16 protein-coding genes and 1 other annotated feature are annotated in these 21,389 nt (G+C 39.8%); of the genes, 12 read left to right on the top strand and 4 right to left on the bottom strand.

What is annotated here, in order from left to right:
- Nucleotides 1-65: 65 nt before the first annotated feature.
- Nucleotides 66-554 (top strand): NUDIX hydrolase, encoded by a 489-nt coding sequence (locus CWO92_RS13880; protein WP_101354808.1) that lies wholly within the window; start codon nt 66-68, stop codon nt 552-554.
- A gap of 15 nt (nt 555-569) precedes the next feature.
- On the opposite strand, the gene CWO92_RS13885 is transcribed toward CWO92_RS13880, so the two are convergent.
- Nucleotides 570-1,958, bottom strand: a complete 1,389-nt coding sequence (locus CWO92_RS13885) for a protoporphyrinogen oxidase (RefSeq protein WP_101354809.1) — start codon at nt 1,956-1,958, stop codon at nt 570-572.
- A 179-nt stretch (nt 1,959-2,137) separates the two neighbouring features.
- Between CWO92_RS13885 and CWO92_RS13890 the strand changes: the two genes are divergently transcribed.
- The 7 genes from CWO92_RS13890 to CWO92_RS13920 all read left to right on the top strand — a co-directional run bounded on the left by CWO92_RS13890 (nt 2,138) and on the right by CWO92_RS13920 (nt 11,599).
- Nucleotides 2,138-4,354 (top strand): alpha-galactosidase, encoded by a 2,217-nt coding sequence (locus CWO92_RS13890; RefSeq protein ID WP_101354810.1) that lies wholly within the window; start codon nt 2,138-2,140, stop codon nt 4,352-4,354.
- A 20-nt stretch (nt 4,355-4,374) separates the two neighbouring features.
- A complete protein-coding gene (locus tag CWO92_RS13895) occupies nt 4,375-4,704 on the top strand; it encodes a hypothetical protein (RefSeq protein WP_101354811.1) in 330 nt (109 codons plus the stop codon).
- Nucleotides 4,705-5,418: 714 nt separating this feature from the next.
- Nucleotides 5,419-5,640, top strand: coding sequence for a hypothetical protein (locus CWO92_RS13900; protein WP_101354812.1), 222 nt, complete (start codon nt 5,419-5,421; stop codon nt 5,638-5,640).
- Nucleotides 5,627-5,818: a hypothetical protein gene (locus CWO92_RS13905; protein WP_101354813.1), complete on the top strand. Its 192-nt coding sequence runs from the start codon at nt 5,627-5,629 to the stop codon at nt 5,816-5,818. The genes CWO92_RS13900 and CWO92_RS13905 overlap by 14 nt, the downstream gene beginning before the upstream one ends.
- A 190-nt stretch (nt 5,819-6,008) precedes the next feature.
- Nucleotides 6,009-7,976: an acetate--CoA ligase gene (gene acs / locus CWO92_RS13910; protein ID WP_101354814.1), complete on the top strand. Its 1,968-nt coding sequence runs from the start codon at nt 6,009-6,011 to the stop codon at nt 7,974-7,976.
- A 429-nt stretch (nt 7,977-8,405) separates the two neighbouring features.
- Entirely contained in the window at nt 8,406-9,821 is a 1,416-nt protein-coding gene (gene bcaP, locus CWO92_RS13915) for a branched-chain amino acid transporter BcaP (protein ID WP_101354815.1), read from the top strand.
- Between the two features lie 233 nt (nt 9,822-10,054).
- Nucleotides 10,055-11,599 carry an MDR family MFS transporter gene (locus CWO92_RS13920; RefSeq protein ID WP_101354816.1) on the top strand — a complete coding sequence of 515 codons (1,545 nt, stop codon included), beginning with the start codon at nt 10,055-10,057 and terminating at the stop codon, nt 11,597-11,599.
- Nucleotides 11,600-11,738: 139 nt separating this feature from the next.
- Here the strand turns inward: CWO92_RS13920 and thrB are convergent, their stop codons facing one another.
- The 3 genes from thrB to CWO92_RS13935 are packed head-to-tail and all read right to left on the bottom strand — an operon-like array spanning nt 11,739 to nt 15,013.
- Nucleotides 11,739-12,668 (bottom strand): homoserine kinase, encoded by a 930-nt coding sequence (gene thrB, locus CWO92_RS13925; RefSeq protein WP_101354817.1) that lies wholly within the window; start codon nt 12,666-12,668, stop codon nt 11,739-11,741.
- Nucleotides 12,665-13,720 (bottom strand): threonine synthase, encoded by a 1,056-nt coding sequence (thrC, locus tag CWO92_RS13930; protein WP_101354818.1) that lies wholly within the window; start codon nt 13,718-13,720, stop codon nt 12,665-12,667. The genes thrB and thrC overlap by 4 nt, the downstream gene beginning before the upstream one ends.
- A gap of 6 nt (nt 13,721-13,726) precedes the next feature.
- Nucleotides 13,727-15,013 carry a homoserine dehydrogenase gene (locus CWO92_RS13935; protein ID WP_101354819.1) on the bottom strand — a complete coding sequence of 429 codons (1,287 nt, stop codon included), beginning with the start codon at nt 15,011-15,013 and terminating at the stop codon, nt 13,727-13,729.
- 347 nt (nt 15,014-15,360) lie between these two features.
- Here CWO92_RS13935 and ilvE point away from each other — a divergent pair, with 347 nt between their 5' ends.
- From ilvE to ilvN, 4 genes are all read left to right on the top strand, one after another.
- The gene (gene ilvE, locus CWO92_RS13940) at nt 15,361-16,263 is read left to right on the top strand and encodes a branched-chain-amino-acid transaminase (RefSeq protein ID WP_101354820.1); all 903 of its coding nucleotides are present in this window, start codon (nt 15,361-15,363) and stop codon (nt 16,261-16,263) included.
- A gap of 93 nt (nt 16,264-16,356) precedes the next feature.
- The gene (gene ilvD / locus CWO92_RS13945; RefSeq protein WP_101354821.1) at nt 16,357-18,057 is read left to right on the top strand and encodes a dihydroxy-acid dehydratase; all 1,701 of its coding nucleotides are present in this window, start codon (nt 16,357-16,359) and stop codon (nt 18,055-18,057) included.
- Nucleotides 18,031-18,281: a binding site (T-box leader), on the top strand. It overlaps the preceding gene by 27 nt.
- Nucleotides 18,282-18,380: 99 nt before the next feature.
- Nucleotides 18,381-20,096: an acetolactate synthase large subunit gene (gene ilvB, locus CWO92_RS13950; protein WP_101354822.1), complete on the top strand. Its 1,716-nt coding sequence runs from the start codon at nt 18,381-18,383 to the stop codon at nt 20,094-20,096.
- A complete protein-coding gene (gene ilvN / locus CWO92_RS13955) occupies nt 20,093-20,614 on the top strand; it encodes an acetolactate synthase small subunit (protein WP_101354823.1) in 522 nt (173 codons plus the stop codon). Before ilvB ends, ilvN begins: the two co-directional genes overlap by 4 nt.
- Nucleotides 20,615-21,389: the final 775 nt, after the last annotated feature.

Here is a 21,389-nt window from a genome sequence, read left to right on the forward strand (position 1 = left end):
CAGGTATGCCTGCTCTTTTTTGCTATAATATAGGCAGTGTATTTTGTCATAAAGGGGAGAGATTCATGGAATACAAATATACCATATGTTTTATAAAAAAAGGCGAGCAAATCCTTATGCTTAACCGCGTAAAATCACCATGGATGGGGATATGGAACGGTGTTGGCGGAAAAATAGAGAAGGGCGAGGAACCTAAAGAGAGCGTTTTACGTGAAATATTGGAGGAAACAGGGATTTCATTAAAGGATGTGGACTACAAAGGGGTTGTCACTTGGCTTGTGGATGGCATAAGAACGGGTGGAATGCATGCTTTCGTAGCGGAAATCCCAGAAACTTTTGAATATCATACACCAGTTAGTACAGACGAAGGAATCTTAGCGTGGAAGAATATATCGTGGATCCTGCACCCAGAAAATCTGGGACTGGCAAATGTAAAGTATTTTCTTCCACAAATGCTTGAGGATTCAAATACATATAATCATCAATTCATATATGAAAATGGGAATGTGGTGGATTATTCGGTCACACCGTTAGAGGAATTTGTAAACGTATAATAAGAAAGCGGAGGATTACTCCGCTTCTGCTATTTTCTTTGCCGTGTTTTTTCCATTCATAATGCAATCTGCAATTCCAACTCCGTAGTAGGAACAGCCCGCAAGGATGATATTAGGGTATATGTCCGCTAATTTCTCATTTAATGCTTCAATCGTTTTGCGATGATTCAAATGATATTTCGGCATTTTATCCTGCCATTTTGTAACCTCTACACTAATTGGCTTACCAGTAATTCCTAAGCTTTTTTCCACATCCTGCAGTGCCACTTGAATTAATTCACTCTCACTTAGACTGCTAAGATGTGCAAACATTTCTGGATTTGTATTTTTATAAAAAAGCCTTAACAAGAGGCGATGATGTTTCGAAGTATGTTCCCATTTTCGACTTGTCCATGTACAGGCGTTGCAAGTTAAGTCGCTGTGTTCGGGTGCGATAAAACCCGTTCCATCCGCAGGAAGCATCTCATCAGGAATATCAAATCCTAAATATACACTAATAAGAGAGGAACTAATTAGCTCATCAAAAATAGGATTTAATTCTTCGTTGCTTAAAAGCGATTGTGCTACTGAATGAGGAGTGCTGAGTACTACGTAATCTGCAGCAATTTTTTCATGATTCGAAAACTCTACAGAGTATTGTGCCTGTTCTTTTATTACGGCAGTTGCTTGTACTCCTTTTAAAATATCCACATCTGTAAGTACCGATTCCATTCGGTCAATTAAAGTGGAAAGCCCATTTTTAAAAGAAATAAATTTTTTATTATCTGAGGATTGAAATCTTGCTTTGTTTTCCGAGAGACCCCTGATAATGCTGCCATATTGATTTTTATAATCGAGAAGATAAGGCAGTGTTGTCGCAAGAGTCAATTCGTTTAATTTTCCTGAATAGACCCCGGATAATACGGGAGCAATCTGATTTTCGACGATTTCTTTTCCTAAGAAGCTTTCAAGAAATAATCCGATCGAGCTATCTTTCGTAAAAGTGGTATTTTCGGTTGTGAAATCCTTCAGTGCCTCATTTTTCCCTTCCTCGGAAATTAACTCACTGCTGAACAAAGCTTCTTTGCTCATGGGAATTCCAAAAACGGTATCATCCGGAATCGGTTTTAATTCATTATAATGATATATGTAGGATTTTCCAGTTGAGTTATAAACGAATTCATCATGTAATTGGAGGTCTTCCAGTAATGATGTAACTCCTTCTTTACGTGCGACAATTGAATCCGCACCAGTCTCCATGATGAATTCGTCATTTCTTACAGACTTAATTTTTCCTCCTAAAGTGGAGTTTGCTTCTATTAAAGTTAATCTCATATCCGATTGCAGAGATTTTTTTAATTGCTGAAGATAGTATACGGTAGAAAGCCCAGTGATTCCACCGCCAATAACAACGACCTTTTTCAAGTTATTCACTCCTTAAATAGTTCAAACTGTTCTATGTAAAATTATAGTCCACTTTTACGGCATTTCCAAAATGTGAATTTGTACACAATGTGAAATATCATTTCCATATTAATGAAGGAATTCATTCTAGGTTTGGACAATATATAAATTAATAGTGTTTCTACAAAGGAGGAGAATTCATGCCCATCTTTTTTAATAAGAATTCGCAGGAATTTCACTTGCAAGGGAAAGATGTTAGTTACATTTTTAAGATATTAAAAAATAATCAGCTTGCATCTCTGTATTATGGAAAAAGAGTTAGGCAACGCGAGTCGTTTGCTCATTTATTACGAATGGAAAAACGCGGGATGACTGCCTGTGTTTATGAAGGGGATTCTACTTTTTCATTGGATATTATTAGACAGGAGTATCCTGCGTATGGAACAACTGATTTTCGGGAACCTGCTTATCAAATATTGCAGGAGGATGGAAGCCGGATAACTAATTTTGAATATTGCTCCCATAAAATTTATAAAGGAAAGCCGAAGCTTGAGGGACTTCCTGCGACGTATGTTAATACTGAAGAAGAAGCGGCAACATTAGAAATCACTCTTTACGATGAACTCATCCAAGTAGAATTGACATTGTTTTATACGGTTTTTGAAGGTGTAAATGTTATTACACGCAGTGCAGTATTTATGAATCAAGGGGGGGAAAATATTCGTCTTGTACGCGTGATGAGTGCTAGTGTTGACTTTGTGGATGCGGACTTTGAAATGGTGCAATTATCTGGTGCCTGGGCAAGAGAAAGATGTGTAAAATCAAGACGGCTGGTTTCAGGGATTCAAAGTATTTCCAGTACTAGAGGGACAAGTAGTGCCCAGCAAAATCCTTTTATTGCGTTGAAAAGATTTGATGCAAATGAATTCCAAGGAGTAGTTTATGGATTTAGTCTTGTATACAGCGGAAATTTCCTTGCACAAGTTGAGGTAGATTCGCATGACACAGCAAGAGTATCGATGGGGATCAATCCATTTGATTTTGAATGGCTTTTAAAAAACGGAGAAAGCTTTCAAACTCCTGAAGTTGTTATGGTGTATTCGGACCAAGGGTTGAATGGAATGAGTCAAACTTATCATCAACTATATCGGAAAAATCTTGTCAGAGGTGTGTGGAAAGACAGGGTGAGACCTGTATTAATCAATAATTGGGAGGCAACGTATTTTAATTTCAATGAGAGAAAGATTTTAGATATTGCAAAAGTTGCAAAAGAGCTCGGGATTGAGTTATTTGTTTTGGATGATGGCTGGTTCGGAAAAAGAAATAATGATAAGACCTCTCTTGGGGATTGGGTTGTTAATAAGGAGAAGCTTCCGAATGGAATAAGCGGTCTTGCAAAAAAAATAAATAAGCTCGGAATAAATTTCGGATTATGGTTTGAGCCAGAGATGGTATCAAAAGAAAGTAATTTATATCACCAGCATCCTGATTGGTTAATTCATGTACCTAATCGCAGGCTATCTCATGGCAGAAACCAGTTTGTCCTTGATTTCTCCAGAACAGAAGTAGTGGATCATTTATATGGGGTTATGTCGAAAATATTAAGAGAATCCTCTATTTCATATGTTAAATGGGATATGAACCGTAATATGACTGAAATTGGCTCAGCTGTGCTGCCTGCGGAAAGAAGCAGGGAGGTTGCACATCGGTATATTCTAGGAGTCTATGATTTATATGAAAGACTGATAAATGAATTTCCAAATGTCCTTTTTGAATCCTGTGCAAGCGGAGGAGCTCGCTTTGATCCAGGAATGCTATATTATGCACCGCAAGCATGGACCAGCGATAATACAGATGCGATAGAAAGGTTAAAAATTCAATATGGAACCTCACTTGTTTATCCCCTCAGCAGTATAGGTGCACATGTTTCAGCGGTACCCAACCATCAGGTTCATCGTTACACGAGTCTAGCAACAAGAGCAGATGTCGCCTATTTTGGAGTTTTCGGATACGAATTAGATATTACGACATTATCCCGTGAGGAAAAATCGGAAATCTGGCAACAAGTTCAGTTTTATAAAAAATATCGTGAGCTAATCTTAAATGGAACGTTCTATCGTTTAAAAAGCCCATTTGAAGGAAATGGAAGTATAACAAGCTGGATGGTAGTTTCCACTAACAAGAAAGAAGCCATCGCTGGTTATTATCAAGTATTGAACCAACCTAATGCTGGCTTTAAAAAAATGTACCTCAAGGGCTTAGATAAGGATTTAAAATACGAAATTGAAGGATATCCCCGCACCTATTATGGCGATGAGTTAATGTATATTGGACTGGATATTGAAAAGAAAAGGGCAAAGAAAGGGGAGTCATTAGATTTTCAATCAAGGATATATATGATAAAAGCCGTGGAATAATTTTTAAGGCTAAACTCGTCGTGTGTCCGAATTTCTGGAAAAATCAACGATACGGTCACGATCCGGGCGCGAATGTACCCGAAGTCAGGGAAAAAAGTAGGGAAACGGTCACGATCCGGGCGCGATTGTACCCGAAGTTAGGGGAAAAAGTAGGGAAACGGTCACGATTCGGGGAAGAAAGTGCCGTAAAGTTGGGGAAAAAGCAGGAGAGGGTCACAATCGTGGGAAGAAAGTGCCCAAAGTTTTGGAAAAAACAGAAGAAAGGTCACAATCGTGGGAAGAAAGTGCCCGAAGCTAGGGAAAAATCAGGAGAACGGTCACAATCAGAGAAGGAAAGTGCCCAAAGTTAGAGAAAAAGTAGAAGAACGGTCACAATCGGAGGAAGAAAGTGCCCAAAGTTAGGGAAAAATCAGGAGAACGGTCACAATCAGAGAAGGAAAGTGCCCGAAGTTAGAGAAAAAGCAGAAGTAAGGTCACAATCGGGAGAAGAAAGTGCCCGAAGTTAGGGGAAAAGCAGAAGAAGGGTCACAATCGGAGGAAGAAAGTGCCCGAAGTTAGGGAAAAATCAGGAGAACGGTCACAATCAGAGAAGGAAAGTGCCCAAAGTTAGAGAAAAAGTAGAAGAACGGTCACAATCGGAGGAAGAAAGTGCCCAAAGTTAGGGAAAAATCAGGAGAACGGTCACAATCAGAGAAGGAAAGTGCCCGAAGTTAGAGAAAAAGCAGAAGTAAGGTCACAATCGGGAGAAGAAAGTGCCCGAAGTTAGGGGAAAAGCAGAAGAAGGGTCACAATCGGAGGAAGAAAGTGCCCGAAGTTAGGGAAAAATCAGGAGAACGGTCACAATCAGAGAAGGAAAGTGCCCAAAGTTAGAGAAAAAGTAGAAGAACGGTCACAATCGGAGGAAGAAAGTGCCCAAAGTTAGGGAAAAATCAGGAGAACGGTCACAATCAGAGAAGGAAAGTGCCCGAAGTTAGAGAAAAAGCAGAAGTAAGGTCACAATCGGGAGAAGAAAGTGCCCGAAGTTAGGGGAAAAGCAGAAGAAGGGTCACAATCGGAGGAAGAAAGTGCCCGAAGTTAGGGAAAAATCAGGAGAACGGTCACAATCAGAGAAGGAAAGTGCCCAAAGTTTTGGAAAAAACAGAAGAAAGGTCACAATCGGAGGAAGAAAGTGCCCGAAGTTAGAGAAAAAGCGGAAGAAAGGTCACAATCGTGGGAAGAAAGTGCCCAAAGTTGGGGGAAAAGCAGAAGAAAGGTCACAATCGGAGGAAGAAATTGCCCGAAGTTAGGGAAAAAGCAGAAGAAAGGTCACAATCGTGGGAAGAAAGTGCCCAAAGTTTTGGAAAAAGCAGAAGAAAGGTCACAATCGGGAGAAGAAAGTGCCCGAAGTTAGGGAAAAAGCAGAAGAAAGGTCACAATCGGAGGAAGAAAGTGCCCGAACGAAAATCAGGAGAACGGTCACAATGAGAGAGGGAATGTACCCTAAATACATTAAAAAGTAGAACCATCGGGTAAATTTAGCATGATGCGAGATTTCTATTCGGAAAAAGACTCATCTCATATTGGATAATGACCCTAGAAAATTATTGCAAATATGAAAGCGCTATCTTATAATTATTAGGAATATTCTGTTTATTAGATAGAGGAGGTCTATTGCATGGATGTCACCGGAATTCAGCAAGTCGTCTCAAATAGTAAACTAGTATTTCCGAAAAAACAGAAAGAAGAATCAACTGCACTTGGAAGTTCAAAAGCATTCGAAGAGTTACTAAAACAATCTCAGGAAAATCCTGCTCATTTTTGGGATAAGGTGGCCAAAGAGTTAATGTGGTACGAACCATGGGAAGAGACCATTACTGGAGAACTGCCTAATTTTAGTTTCTTTAAGGGTGGTATAAGCAACCCTTGTTATAACTTACTTGATAGACATATAGAGAATGGAGCAGCAAATCGGACAGCTCTTATTTGGGAAGGGGAAAACGGTGACACCAAATTTTATACTTATCAAATGCTTCTAGCAGAAGTAAACCGTTTTGCAAATGTATTAAAATCATTTGGGGTAGGAAAAGGGGATGCTGTAGCGGTTTATCTGCCAAATCTTGCAGAAGCGTTTATTGCCATTCTTGCGTGCTTCCGTATAGGGGCTGTTTATAATGCTATTTTCTCTGGATTTTCGGAGAAGTCATTACGAGATCGCTTGGTTAATTTTAAACCGAAAGTGATTGTTACCGCTGATGCTAGTCTTAGACGTGGAAAACAGATACCTTTGAAAGAAAAGGTTGATAATGTAATTGCAGATATGACCTATGTTAAAGCGGTCATTGTTGTAGACCGCTTAGGAACCGAACAAAACATGGAGCAGGGAAGAGATTATTGGTGGCATGAAATTAGAAAAACAGCAAGCATTCATTGTGAACCGGAGCGAATAGAGGCGAATGAGCCAGGGATTGTTTTTTATACGAGTGGGACAACAGGTAAGCCAAAAGGGGTTGTTCATTCTGGAATGGCATTCGTTGTTCAGAACTATGTTTATGCCAAATATCATATGGATCACCGCCAAGATGATGTTTTCTGGTGCTCGGCAGATATCGGCTGGTTAACTATGCATATATGGGGTATTGCTGGGGCGTTGGCAAATGGTGTTACGACTTTAGTATATGAAGGAGCACCGGATTATCCGGAGCGGGATCGCTTCTATCAAATCATTGATAAATATAGAGTTAATAAATTGTTTACAGCTCCGACTGCCTTAAGGATGTTAAAATCACTCGGAGAGAAGGCAATGGAGCCGTATCATCTGGAGTGCCTTGATGTCATCTCTCTTGTTGGAGAACCATTTGATCCTGAGACATGGCAGTGGACACATGACGTGCTTGGAAAAGGGGACATCTGTGTCAATAATACATGGGGCCAAACTGAAACTGCTGGTTGCCCATTAGCAGGAGCAGCCTGGTTGACGCCAATGAAGCCTGGATCAGCAGGGGTTCAATTCTTAGGGGCTGATGTAGATGTAGTTGATAATAACGGCAACTCCGTACCGCCTGGCGTACTAGGAAACTTGGTTATTAAAAAACCGTTCCCGATGTTATGCAGGACTTTATGGCAGGAACCAGATCGCTACTATAGTGCCTATTTTAGTCAAGTAGAGGGCTGCTATTTTGCCAGTGATCTTGCTTTGAAGGATGAAGATGGCTATTTCTGGGTAGTCGGTCGTTCGGACGACGCATTTAATGTTGCGGGACATCGATTAAGTACGATGGAAATGGAAAGCGCTGTGTTGGAATGTAAAGGTGTTTCTGAAGTCGCAGTGATTGGTGTTCCTGATAAAATAAAGGGCGAGGTTCCTCTTGTTTTTGTGAAGCTTGCAGAAGGAGTTAAAGGCAGTCAGGAGTTAAGACACCAAATTAACGAGAGTATTGTGAGTACGGTTGGTCAAATTGCGAAACCAAAGCTGATTTTATTTACCGAGACTTTACCGAAAACGGTTAGTGGAAAAATCATGCGCAGATTATTAAAAGAAATTGTTACAAGCGGCAATGTGGCAGGCGATGTGACAGGACTGGAAGATCCTTCTACAGTGGAGCATATTAAAGAGCTTGTTGCTGAAAAAGTTCTCAGGGAATAAAAAAAAGAGTAGGAGGGAGAAATCCCCGTCCTACTCATTTTTTTGTAGCAGCTATGGCATTTAAGCGAAACATCCATATTTAATTTATAAATATCATTCCCCGTTTTTACATTCATTCAAATGTTTCTACTTTTGAAAGTAATTTTTAAAATTTTTATTAAATGGGTTGTCAGAGTGTGTCGAAAACGGTAGAATGTTTTGGTGTGAAAAAGTGAAGGGGATTGTAATCAAGTACATCGATTCTTTTCTCATCAAAAATACAGTATGTAACTCCCAAATTATTCAAATAAATAAATTACTGGAAGTATACGCAGTAATTTCCTTCCCAAAAATTTATGTGAAATAATTAGATTTTTATGATAATATAAAACATGCTAACGAGATAGTTTTCAGATTATTTTAATTAATTCATCTATATTGAGGTGCAACATGAAAAGTCAAAATTTTTTTAGAAGAAAATCTATTTCTGATTTAATTGCTCATTCGGAAAAGCCAGGCTCATCCTTAAAAAAGTCTCTTAGTGCTTTCGATTTGACGATGCTCGGAGTTGGAGCCGTAGTCGGGGCAGGGATATTCGTATTACCTGGTAAGGTCGCGTCCGAAATTACAGGACCTTCCATCATCATATCGTTTATCATTGCAGGAATTGCCTGTGCTTTAGCAGCGCTTTGCTATTCCGAATTTGCTTCCTCCGTACCTGTAGCAGGCAGTGCCTACACGTACAGCTATGCGGTTTTTGGTGAGCTGATAGCATGGATATTAGGCTGGGCGCTATTACTGGAGTATGGATTGGCAGCAGCTTCCGTTGCGAGCGGTTGGTCATCTTATTTGCAGGGCCTGCTTGCAGGATTTAATATTCATTTGCCGCATGCTATTTCAGGGGCGTTTAATCCAGCACAAGGAACGTACTTCGATTTGCCAGCAGTTCTTATTGTATTAATTATTGCATTTCTTTTAACTTGGGGAATCAATGAATCAGCAAAGGTAAATGCTGTCATGGTTCTAATTAAAGTGGCAGTCGTTGTATTATTTATTGTAGTAGGGATTTGGTATGTGAAGCCGACAAACTGGACACCTTTTGCTCCATTTGGTTTTCATGGAATCGTTACAGGAGCAGCAACCGTCTTTTTTGCCTATATTGGATTTGATGCCGTGTCGACGGCTGCGGAAGAAGTGAAAAATCCACAGCGAAATATGCCGATTGGAATCATAGCATCATTACTCATATGTACACTTCTTTACATTATCCTTTCGAGCGTATTAACAGGTATTGTACCTTACACTCAATTAGTTGGTGTTGGCAATCCAGTAGCGTTTGGATTACAGTTTATTCATCAAGATTGGGTAGCTGGATTTTTATCACTGGGTGCGATTGTCGGGATGACTACCGTTATACTAGTTATGACCTATGGGGGAACACGTTTAGTATATGCAATGAGCCGTGATGGTTTACTTCCAAAAGGATTGTCTAAGGTTAATAAAAAGACAAAGACTCCGGTCGTGAATACTTGGGTATTTTGCCTTATAATTGCTTTTTTCGCGGGATTTATTTCCTTGGACAAGCTCGCTGAAATGGTGAATATCGGTACTTTATTTGCCTTTACTATGGTATCCTTGGGGATTTTCTTCCTAAGAAAAATGAAGAATAAACCGAATTCCGTCTTTAAGGTACCTTTCTTTCCAGTATTACCGGCAGTTTCATTTGTGTTATGCTTATATTTAATTTTTAACTTAAAGTGGATCACATGGTTGTCATTTGGAATTTGGTTGGTAATTGGTCTAATCATTTATGGTTTATATGGCTCTAGAAAGAGTACCTTACGAAACGAAAGAGATGAATCGTAAGCGGCTGGGACAAAACGCAGTGAAAATCAAAAAAGCGCATGAAATCAAATTTAAAAACCTTGATTTCATGCGTTTTTGCTTTCGTAGATTTAACCAATTTCAATGATTTATTTACTTATGTCCCAGCCTCTTTTTTCTTTGGTCATTTTTTCATGAGCTATTTCATAGTTCATATTCAGTTCATAAATCATGTATATAATCCTTTTATCAAATGTTGAAAGGATTAGATATAGATGGAAAGCATTACGAAATTTAAAGAACCAGTATTAGCGAATAAGAGCAATAAGATTCTGGTGATGATGGGCTTAATCATTGGACTCATTTTTTCAGAGCTGGATGAAACAGTTGTGAATACAGCAATGCCGACAATCATCCGTGATCTTGGCGGATTAGCAATGTACGGATGGGTCGGAGGAGTATATATGTTAACCATGTCTGCATTTATGCCAATATTAGGAAAATTAGCGGATTTAATGGGGCGCAAAAAAATCTATTTAACGAGTATGGTCTTTTTCATAGGTGGGTCGATTGTCTGCGGATTATCAGATTCTATGACTCTGCTTCTTATAGGACGCGGGATTCAAGGGGTAGGCGCGGGGGGCTTGATGCCGCTTGCGATGACCATTTCAAGTGATTTATTTCCAGTTGAACAACGAGCAAAAGTACAAGGATTTATGGGTCCAATTATGTTTATTCCCATGTTATTAGGGCCATTAATGGGAGGATACTTTGTCGATCAGGTAAGTTGGCACTGGATTTTCTTTGTTAATATTCCAGTTGGTATTATCGCAGCCCTCCTTCTAGCAGGTGGTTTACGTGAATCGATGATTAAGAAACAAGTGATAATTGATTGGGGAGGTGCATTTTTATTAGTAGTATCTATTGTCTCCTTGCTAATTACACCCGTTCTCATTGAGAATAATGGTTACACATGGAGTTCCCCGTTAATTATTGGTCTTCTATGCTTGGGAGCAGTTTTAATAGGCATATTTATTTGGGTCGAGGCGAAGGTAAAAGAACCGATTGTGCCTTTGCACTTGTTTAAAAACCGCAATATTCTTGTATTGTCTTTGATTGTATTTACTGTAGGAATCGGCTTAATGGGATCCTTTTCATCCTTTCCGTATTTTGCACAAAATGTTCTGGGACTTACCCCAACAGAGGCAGGGTATTTGACATTGCCAATGATGGTAGGAGCAATTGGGTCAGCGATGATTAGTGGATTTTTACTAACAAAGGTGCGCTACCGTGAACTGTTTGGAATAGCATTTATCATGCCGATTATAGGATTCTACTTGTTTTCGCATATGAGTATTCATACAACCATTATTCAAATTATTATCTTCTTTTTTATAACAGGTCTCGGGTTAGGAGTTTTATTTGGTGGGGATAATCTCATCATTCAAGAGTCTGTTGAAAAGGAGAATAAAGGGATTGCACTTGCGACTGTTCCGTTATTCCAAACGATAGGTGCTACGGTAGGGGTTAGTATTTTTGGGAATTTGCTATCATCCACCCTTACATCCAAATTGCAGAGCTTAGGGGATAAACTTCCGGCGAGTATGGCTGCTAATATGAAAAGCTTAGCTGCAGCGGGGGTGCCGCACGGGTTACCGAAAGGGCTTTTAACACAAATTAAAACATTGTTCATTGAATCATTTCAGCATATATACATGTATTCATTTATTATTGCTGTACTTGCATTTGTCTTGACATGGTTTTTGAAGAAGGAAGTATTGTCGACGAATTCCGAAGAAGGAAAAATGCAGGATGAATAGTGGAGAAAATTGTTGACTGAATTATATGAGTGTGCCTGAATTATTTTAAGTTCGGACCGAATTATGGTTATCTGGATTCAGGAAACTTGGCATAAAGAACATGCCCTTGCGCTGAATTTTGAGCAAGGGCTATTGTATTTTAGAATGGATGGGACGAAATAGCTTCTAAGATTTCTTTTGGAAAGCTGTCTAAAAAAGCCACTCCATGGTTTACTGGTCTTAGCACGGAATATCGATATTTAGGAAATGCTTCTTCCAAAAGCTTTGCATAGCTTTCCCCGCTATTTTTGGGAACAATGCTGATGATGGTTGGACCCGCACCGCTTAATGCAGTTCCGAATACTCCAATGGTCTTCCCAAAGGCAGTAATTCTAGGCAGATCCGGAATAAGCGATTCTCGATACGGCTGATGAAAAATATCACTTTCCATCATTTTTCCTGCTAATAGCCAATCGTTTTGCAAGATGGCTGCAACTAACAAATTTCCAACACTGCTTCCCCTTATTGCTTCGGAGAAAGGAAGATTTTGAGGTAAAACTTGTCTTGATTTTTTTGTTTCCAGTTCTGTCTCCGGTATCATGGCAATAAGCTCAATATTGGATGCCTCACAAACCAATGTATCCGTTTCTGCTTCTGAGTGCATGGATATGGTTATGCCACCATAAAGGGAGGCGGTTGTATTATCTGGATGTCCTTCCAGTCTACTCGCAATATGTGCCTTTTCTTTCATGGAAAGCTGAAGGCTTAAAACGACATCAGCTATCTCAATCCCCGCAACAATTGCAGCGGCACTGCTTCCTAATCCGCGGGCAAGGGGGATTTCACTATGCATTTTGATGTCTAGAGGAGGCAATTCGTTTTGGAAAAGCTCACTGGTATGCATAGCAGCAATATAAATTAAATTGTCTTTGTAGTTAGGCAGCCAGTCCGGATGCTCGATAAATTGAATGCTCCATTCTTTAGAAACTTTAAAAGAAAGATATAAATAACGATTAACAGCCATTCCGATGGAGTCGAATCCTGGACCAAGATTGGATGTACTCCCCGGAACTTTTAGGTAATTAGTCATGATAACACCTGAAGATGATGTAATAATTCTTCCTTCCCACTTGGGAGGAACACAGGCTGTATGGTCGATTGGTCCATTGCAGTATTTGGGTCTTTAAGACCGTTTCCAGTTAAAACAGCTACGATCTTGCTGCCTCTTTGGATTTCACCTGTTTGCAGTTGCTTTTTAATCCCAGCTATCGATGCACAAGAGGCAGGTTCTGCAAATATCCCTTCTGATCTGGCAAGCTCCTTGTAACAATTGATAATTTCTTTATCTGTGACATAATCAATTTTTCCACTAGATTCTTCGGCAGCGTTAACCGCTAGCTTCCAACTGGCTGGATTTCCAATTCGGATAGCAGTTGCGATAGTTTCCGGCTCTTTTATCACCATATTTTTTGCTATCGCAGCGGAACCCTCAGCTTCAAATCCATGCATGTTCGGTAGCTTATAGCCATGTAAGTGATGATATTCTTTAAATCCCTTCCAATAGGCAGAAATATTTCCGGCATTGCCAACCGGAATGGCCAGTACATCTGGTGCTTCTCCTAATTGTTCACATATTTCAAAAGCAGCTGTTTTTTGACCTTCAAGTCGGTAAGGATTAACCGAATTAACCAATGTATATTGGGAATGTTTAGATGTATGTATGACGGTTTCAAGCGCATCATCAAAGCTTCCATCGATTTCATAGATTTTTGCCCCATACATAACCGCCTGGGCTAGCTTGCCTATTGCGATTTTTCCTTTAGGTATAACGATTAAACATTCTAGTCCTGCTCGTGCACAATAAGCGGCAGCAGCGGCGGCTGTATTCCCTGTTGAAGCACAGATAACCCCAGTACTTCCTTCCTCCATAGCTTTTGCTACTGCCAATACCATCCCTCTATCTTTAAAGCTGCCAGTAGGGTTAGCGCCTTCTAATTTAACATATAGCTCTACCTGCAAACGATTGGAAAGATTATTTAATTTTACTAACGGGGTGTTTCCCTCCACTAAACTTAGTAAGGGAGTTTTCTCTGTAATCGGCAAATATTTTTTATAGTATTTTAGTAGTCCTAACCAGTTCATCTTTTGTCATCCTTCCACACGATAGAAATTTTTTACATCCATCACGACATCTAAATCTTTTAATTGCTGGTAAGTCAGTTCGAAGAGTTTCTCCTCGACAGTATGGGTAATGATAACTACTTCTGCAATATGTCGATTTGGAATAGGTTCCTGAATAATCTTTTTAAGGCTGATTCCATGTTCATTTAAGAGACTAGTAATTTTCGAAAATGCTCCCGGCTGATCTAACACATGCATACGAAAGAAAAATTGATTTTTCATAGAATCAGGAGATTTGCATTTCTTTTCATTTTTAGGGAGAAAAATATGGTGGCCATTTACACCTAAATTTAAATTCTTTACGACAGAAATCAAATCGGAAACGACTGCAATAGCAGTTGGCAATTCACCAGCTCCTGGTCCGTAAAACATCGTTTCGCCAACGGATTTTCCATATACATAAACAGCGTTATATTCATTTTCAACAGACGACAGCGGATGCTTTGTCGATAATAGGGTGGGGCTGACTCTTATATCAATATACGGATCATCCAGCTCGGAAATTCCGACTAGTTTAATCGTATAGCCTAATTTTTTGCTATAATAAATGTCCTTTTGTGAAATTTCCGTGATTCCTTCGATTCTTACATCTTCTAATGTTACAGGAACGGAATATGCCAAATGGCTTAGAATGACCATTTTCCTAGCTGCGTCAAGCCCTTCTACATCTGAAGTGGGATCTGATTCAGCAAATCCTAGTGCTTGTGCCTCTTTTAAAACTTCCTCATAGCTAATCGATTCACGATTCATTTTGCTCAAAATATAGTTCGTTGTCCCATTGACAATTCCCATTACTTTTTGGATTCTGTCTGCAGATAAACCATCCGTTAAAGTGCGTAATATAGGGATAGCTCCCCCAACACTGGCCTCGTAATATAAGTCGCATTGGTGATCGGCAGCCACCTGCAATAGCTCCGTACCGTAGATGGCCATTAAGTCTTTGTTCGCAGTCACAACATGTTTTCTATTTTTTAAGGCCTTGTAGAGGTAATTTCTAGCATCCTCTATTCCGCCCATGACTTCTATCACTATATCAATTTTCGGATTTTCAAGAATATCATCAGGATCAAGGGTTAGTCGATTATCGTCAAAATGAATCTTTCTAGTTTTATCTATATCCCGGACAAGAATTTTTTCGATATGGATGTGACTGCCAGACTGCTGTTGCAATTTTTCCTGTTCTTCTGTTAACAAATGGACAACACCAGTTCCGACAGTACCGAACCCTAATATTCCGACAGAGACAGAACTCATCGTTTCACCACTCCTTGTTGTATTTGTGAGATAGACAATTGTATTTGTATAAAGGACATTATAATCCTATTAGAAATTGTTTCACAAGCTTTTTTTTACTATTAGTTCATGAAGCAGAAAAAAGAAAAATTTTTTAAAACTGGATAAATCAAATAGCGGCAATAATGGAAGCGTTTACAAATTAACTGTATAATCGCAATAATCAAAAAATTTATAAAAAAGGGGTTGACCCCTCATTTTAAAAGGCGTATCATGGTCATCAATTAAATAATTTTCTTAAAATTCTATTTAATGACTTAGCTATTTTAAAGTGAAAAAATCTATTAGGAAAGGGGACTTTGAGTGAAATGTCAGAGCAGTGGATTTTTCTGAATAACCGTTTTGTCAAAAAAGATGAAGCTGTCGTATCGGTATATGATCATGGCTTCTTGTATGGCGATGGGGTGTTTGAAGGTATTCGGATGTACAGCGGTAATGTATTTCGACTGGATGACCACATGAAACGGTTATATGAGTCAGCTCACTCAATCATGCTCCATATACCATTTGAAAAAGAAGAACTTACGGAACTTGTAGTTGAGACATGCAGAAAGAATCAATTACAGGACGCATATATTCGTTTAGTCATATCTCGGGGTGTTGGCGATTTAGGGCTAAATCCATACACATGCAAAGGAGCCGGGGTCATCATTATTGCGGAACCTCTGGCGTTATTTCCAAAACAGCTCTATGAAACTGGAATTGAAGTGGTAACAGTACCAAGCCGGAGAAACCGAGCAGACGTATTAAGCCCAAAAGTAAAATCATTAAACTATTTGAATAATATTCTTGTAAAAATTGAGGCAAGTTTGGCTGGTGTTAATGAAGCTTTAATGCTGAATGATCAAGGATATGTAGCAGAGGCATCTGGAGAAAACATCTTTATTGTAAAAGATGGAATTATCAAAACACCTCCAGGATATATCGGGGCATTAGAAGGGATCACCAGAAACGCAATAATCGAACTTGCAAAAAAGGCGCAGCTTGATATTCGCGAAGATGTTTTCACAAGACATGATGTGTATACTGCCGATGAAGTGTTTCTTACTGGAACCGCTGCGGAGGTCATTGCAGTAGTGAAGGTGGACGGAAGAAAAATCGGAAATGGAAAGCCAGGTGAGGTGACGAACCAATTACTCACTTTATTCCGTGAAGCAGTTTCTGTCGATGGTACGAAGGTTTATGTACAAGACGAAGTTCAAGTTAGTTAATTTGGCTATTTTCGTAAGCAAAAAGATGAAAGTAACATTGAAAATATATTTAAATACAACAATGAATGCGGGGAATAAATTAGGAGTGATTGCATGAGAAGTGACATGATCAAAAAAGGGATTGATCGGGCTCCGCATCGCAGTCTATTGCATGCAGCAGGAGTCAAAACTAAGGATTTACATAAGCCCTTCATTGGTGTGTGTAATTCATATATCGATATTATCCCTGGCCACAAGCATTTAAATAAGTTTGCAGAAGTAGTAAAAGAAGCAATCTGGGAAGCAGGCGGAGTTCCGTTTGAATTTAACACTATCGGAGTAGATGACGGAATTGCGATGGGACATATCGGAATGCGGTATTCCCTTCCAAGTCGCGAACTAATTGCAGATAGTGCCGAAACTGTGATAAACGCCCATTGGTTCGACGGGGTTTTCTATATTCCTAACTGTGACAAGATTACTCCTGGTATGCTGATGGCGGCGGCCAGGACGAATGTTCCAGCTGTTTTTGTATCGGGTGGTCCAATGGAAGCAGGGAAATCAGAGGATGGAAAAACATTATCACTTGTTTCCGTCTTTGAAGGAGTAGGAGCATATAAAACAGGAAAAATGAGTGAGGAAGAATTATTAGCACTTGAAACGACTGCGTGTCCTACCTGTGGATCATGTTCCGGAATGTTCACGGCAAATTCGATGAACTCCTTAATGGAAATTCTCGGAGTAACACCGCCGGGAAATGCTACGATTGTTGCTACATCGAAGGAAAGACATCGCCTTATCCGTGAGGCAGTTGGATATTTAATGAACTGTATTGAGAAAGATATTAGACCGAGAGATATCATCACCAAGGAAGCTATTGATGATGCATTCGCGCTAGATATGGCGATGGGGGGAAGTACTAATACAGTTTTACATACCTTGGCAATTGCCCATGAAGCTGGTGTCGAGTATGACTTAGAAAGAATTAATGAAGTTGCCAAGCGAGTTCCTTATTTGGCAAAAATCAGCCCAGCCTCTGAGTACTCGATGCAAGATGTTCATGCAGCAGGAGGCGTCAGTGCCATCATAAAAGAACTTTGCAATGTAGAAGGAGCTATTCACCGAGATCGCCTAACTGTTTCGGGAAAAAGCATCTATGAGAATGTAAAGGATGCAGAAATCCTTAATGATCAAGTGATTAGAAGAGTAGAGAACGCTTATAGTCCTGTTGGTGGCCTCTCTATTCTATATGGGAATTTGGCGCCGGATGGCGGGGTTATCAAAGTTGGTGCTGTTGACCCATCCATAAAAACCTTCTTAGGCGAAGCAATTGTGTTCGAATCACAAGAAGAAGCTCAACAAGGAATTGACAGCGGCTTAGTGACTAAAGGGCATGTTGTTGTCATAAGATATGAAGGTCCAAAAGGCGGACCGGGAATGCCAGAAATGTTGTCGCCAACTTCATCGATTGCCGGAAGAGGTTTATCAACTAGTGTAGCACTTATTACAGATGGCCGCTTTTCGGGAGCAACAAGAGGTATTTCAGTAGGCCATATTTCACCAGAAGCAGCAGAAGGCGGTCCAATTGCCTTTGTAGAAAATGGGGACCAAATTTTTATTGATTTACCTAATAGAACAATTGAGCTGATGGTGTCAGACGAAGAGCTGGAAGCAAGAAGACAAAAATGGGAACAGCCTGAACCGAAAATTACAAGTGGTTATTTAGCGAGATATGCAGCATTAGTGACATCCGCAAATACTGGCGGAGTTTTGAAAATTGGATCATCGAATAAATCGTTGACGAGGATAAAGTGATAAGATCAGGTAATTCACAGAGAGTCGGGCTGGTGGAAACCGATAATACCCCTTATCATGACATCGCCTCTGAGTGCTTATCTGAATTTTTTAGTAGGATAGGCCGAGTGTGATACTTACACACTTGTTAAAAAAAGAACAATTCATTTTGTTCATGAGGTGGCATTTGCGAGAATGTCATAAAATTGGGTGGTACCATGGAAAGCAGCCTTTTCATCCCATGATTTTTGGTTAATACAATACCATTATTCAGGATGAAAGGGCTTTTTTCTTTGGAAAAAAATATACATTATTCCTTTAAATAAATGATTGGAGGGGAAGCAGTGAGTTCGAAAGTAAGAACCGAAAGCTACGTTGGTACTGCAGAAGTAAATGGAGCTGATCTTTTGATTCAATTAATTCAGGATCAGGGGGTTGATGTCATATTCGGATATCCGGGAGGGGCTGTATTACCAATTTATGATGCACTCTATGGGAAAACCTTAAAGCATGTATTGGCCAGACATGAGCAAGGAGCAATTCATGCAGCGGAAGGATATGCGAGAGTTACTGGCAAGCCAGGTGTTGTCATCGCAACATCCGGACCAGGAGCGACTAATCTTGTAACTGGGATTACGGATGCAATGATGGATTCTTTGCCACTAGTCATCTTTACCGGTCAGGTTGCAGGTTCCGTAATTGGAACAGATGCATTTCAAGAAGCTGATGTAATAGGCATTACTACACCAATTACTAAGCATAATTATCAGGTTCGCGATGTGAATGATCTGCCAAGAATGGTGAAGGAAGCATTTCATATTGCTGTAACAGGTAGACCTGGTCCTGTTCTTATTGATATTCCAAAAGATGTTTGTTCACAAAAATTGGTGCAGTCAACAGAGGCAGAGGTTAACTTACCGGGATATCAACCTAATTATTACCCGAATCCTCTCCAGATTAAGAAATTATCAGAGGCCATTTCACGTGCAGAGAAACCGGTTATTTTAGCTGGAGCAGGAGTCCTTCATTCTGGAGCAGCAGAATACCTTTTGGAATTTGCCTCTAAAAATAACATTCCGGTAGCCAATACATTACTAGGTCTTGGAGGATTTCCAGCAGATCATCCGCTATTTCTGGGGATGGCGGGAATGCATGGTACCTATGTGGCCAATATGGCTCTATATGAATGCGATTTGCTAATTAATATTGGCGCCCGTTTTGATGATCGATTAACAGGGAATCTCGCTCATTTTGCACCAAAGGCAAAAATTGCTCATATCGATATTGATTCTGCGGAAATTGGCAAAAACGTTGACACTCATCTTCCCATTGTAGCCGATGCAAAAATGACGCTAATAAAACTTTTAGAAGAAGGGGGAGATCCAGCAAATACAGAAAAATGGCGGGAAAAGCTGACTGATTATTCAGTGAATAATCCACTTTGGTATAGCGAGGATAAGGAGTATCTCATTCCGCAGCGAGTGATTGAACTTATCCACCACTATACAAATGGTGAAGCAATTGTAACAACAGATGTTGGCCAACACCAAATGTGGGCCGCTCAATATTACCATTTTACGAAGCCAAATAATTGGGTAACATCTGGTGGACTAGGCACCATGGGATTTGGCTTTCCAGCAGCAATCGGTGCTCAATTAGCCAGACCTGATCAAAAAGTGGTAGCAATTGTTGGAGATGGTGGATTCCAGATGACCCTTCAAGAACTATCTGTAGTGAAGGAATTGGGACTTCCAATAAAAATTGTGATTTTAAATAATGAAGCATTAGGAATGGTTAGACAGTGGCAAGAAACATTTTATGAAGAACGATATTCCCATTCGTTAATACCGGTTCAGCCTGATTTTGTAAAGCTTGCTGAAAGCTACGGTATACGAGGAGTACGTGTAGAGACAGAAGAAGAGACAAAGGAATTGCTCTCACGAGTATTGACTGATGATGAGCCCATTCTTATCGATGCCCGGGTGAAACAGCTAGAGAATGTGTATCCAATGATTGCACCTGGAAAAGGGCTGCATGAAATGATAGGGGTGAAGCCATGAGACGAATTGTTACAGCTACTGTGAGAAATCAAAGCGGTGTCTTGAATCGGGTCACAGGCGTCTTAGCCAAAAGACAATTTAATATCGACAGCATCACGGTAGGCAGAACGGAAATGGAAGGCATTTCAAAAATGACATTTGTGGTCCATGTCGAGGACGACAGACAAGCAGAGCAGCTTACCAAACAATTAAACAAATTAATTGATGTAATCAAAGTGTCGGATATAACAGATCAGGCAATTGTCGCTCGCGAACTAGTTTTAATTAAAGTTTTAAGCAATGCACAAACAAGAAGCGAAATCGGAGGAATCGTAGAACCTTTCCGCGCTTCCATTATCGATGTCAGCAGGGAGAGCATTACGATACAAGTAACTGGGGACACCGAAAAAATTGAAGCGCTGATTGATTTATTAAAACCATATGGAATCAAGGAAATTGCCCGCACAGGTTTAACCGCATTTTTGCGGGGATCTCAGAAAGAAGTTACGAATTTATCATCGTATTCGTTGTTGAAATAGGGGAATGCGTGAGGATGTATGGAAATTCACGGGTTATTCGGTGGTAAAAACTAGTAAACTGTTGAAATCGAAATGAAGTGATGAAAAATCTAAGGAAAGTGTAGAAAAACGGATAAGAAGCGAGGAAAACCTGAGGTAATCCGATGAAAAAAGCTAGTAAACCGTTGAAATCGAAATGAAGTGAGGAAAAGTCCGAGGAAAGTGCAGAAAAACGGTAAGAAGCGAGGAAAACCTGAGGTAATCCGATGAAAAAAACTACTAAATTGATGAAATCGAAATGAAGTGATGAAAAATCTGAGGGAAGTGAGGAAAACCTGAGGTAATCCGATGAAAAAAACTACTAAACTGTTGAAATCGAAATGAAGTGATGAAAAATCTGAGGAAAGTGAGGAAAAACGGATAAGAAGCGAGGAAAACCTGAGGTAATCCGATGAAAAAAACTACTAAACTGATGAAATCGAAATGAAGTGATGAAAAATCTGAGGGAAGTGAGGAAAAACGGATAAGAAGCGAGAAAAACCTGAGGTAATCCGATGAAAAAAACTACTAAACTGTTGAAATTGAAAATAAGTGAGGAAAAATCCGAGGAAAGTGTAGAAAAACGGATAAGAAGTGAGGAAAAACGGATAAGAAGCGAGGAAAACCTGAGGTAATTCGATGAAAAAAGCTAGTAAACCGTTGAAATCGAAATAAAGTGATGAAAAGTCCGAGGAAAGTGTAGAAAAACGGATAAGAAGCGAGGAAAACCTGAGGTAATCCGATGAAAAAAGCTAGA

This window comes from Heyndrickxia camelliae (assembly GCF_002844575.1).
GTDB classification, from domain to species: domain Bacteria; phylum Bacillota; class Bacilli; order Bacillales; family Bacillaceae_C; genus Margalitia; species Margalitia camelliae.